This window comes from Streptomyces durhamensis, assembly GCF_000725475.1.
Taxonomy (GTDB): domain Bacteria; phylum Actinomycetota; class Actinomycetes; order Streptomycetales; family Streptomycetaceae; genus Streptomyces; species Streptomyces filipinensis.
On the sequence record NZ_JNXR01000192.1, the window covers coordinates 1 to 289 of the forward strand.

Genomic DNA, 289 nt, shown 5'->3' on the forward strand with positions numbered 1-289 from the left:
GGACGCGAGCGCCGAGGACCGCGACACACGCGGGTTCATCTCGATGACGATCACACGACCGTCCTCGGGGTTCACCGCGAACTGGATGTTGCAGCCACCCGTGTCCACCCCGACCTCACGGATCACCGCGATGCCGATGTCGCGCAGGACCTGGTACTCACGGTCGGTCAGCGTCATCGACGGCGCCACCGTGATCGAGTCACCGGTGTGCACGCCCATCGGGTCGAAGTTCTCGATCGAGCAGACGACCACCACGTTGTCGTGCTTGTCGCGCATCAGCTCCAGCTCG

At 65.1% G+C, this 289-nt stretch carries 1 protein-coding gene; it reads right to left on the reverse strand.

From position 1 onward, the window contains the following. The coding region (locus IO33_RS45455) for an ATP-binding protein (RefSeq protein ID WP_037687628.1) at window positions 1-289 on the reverse strand (289 nt) is incomplete at both ends.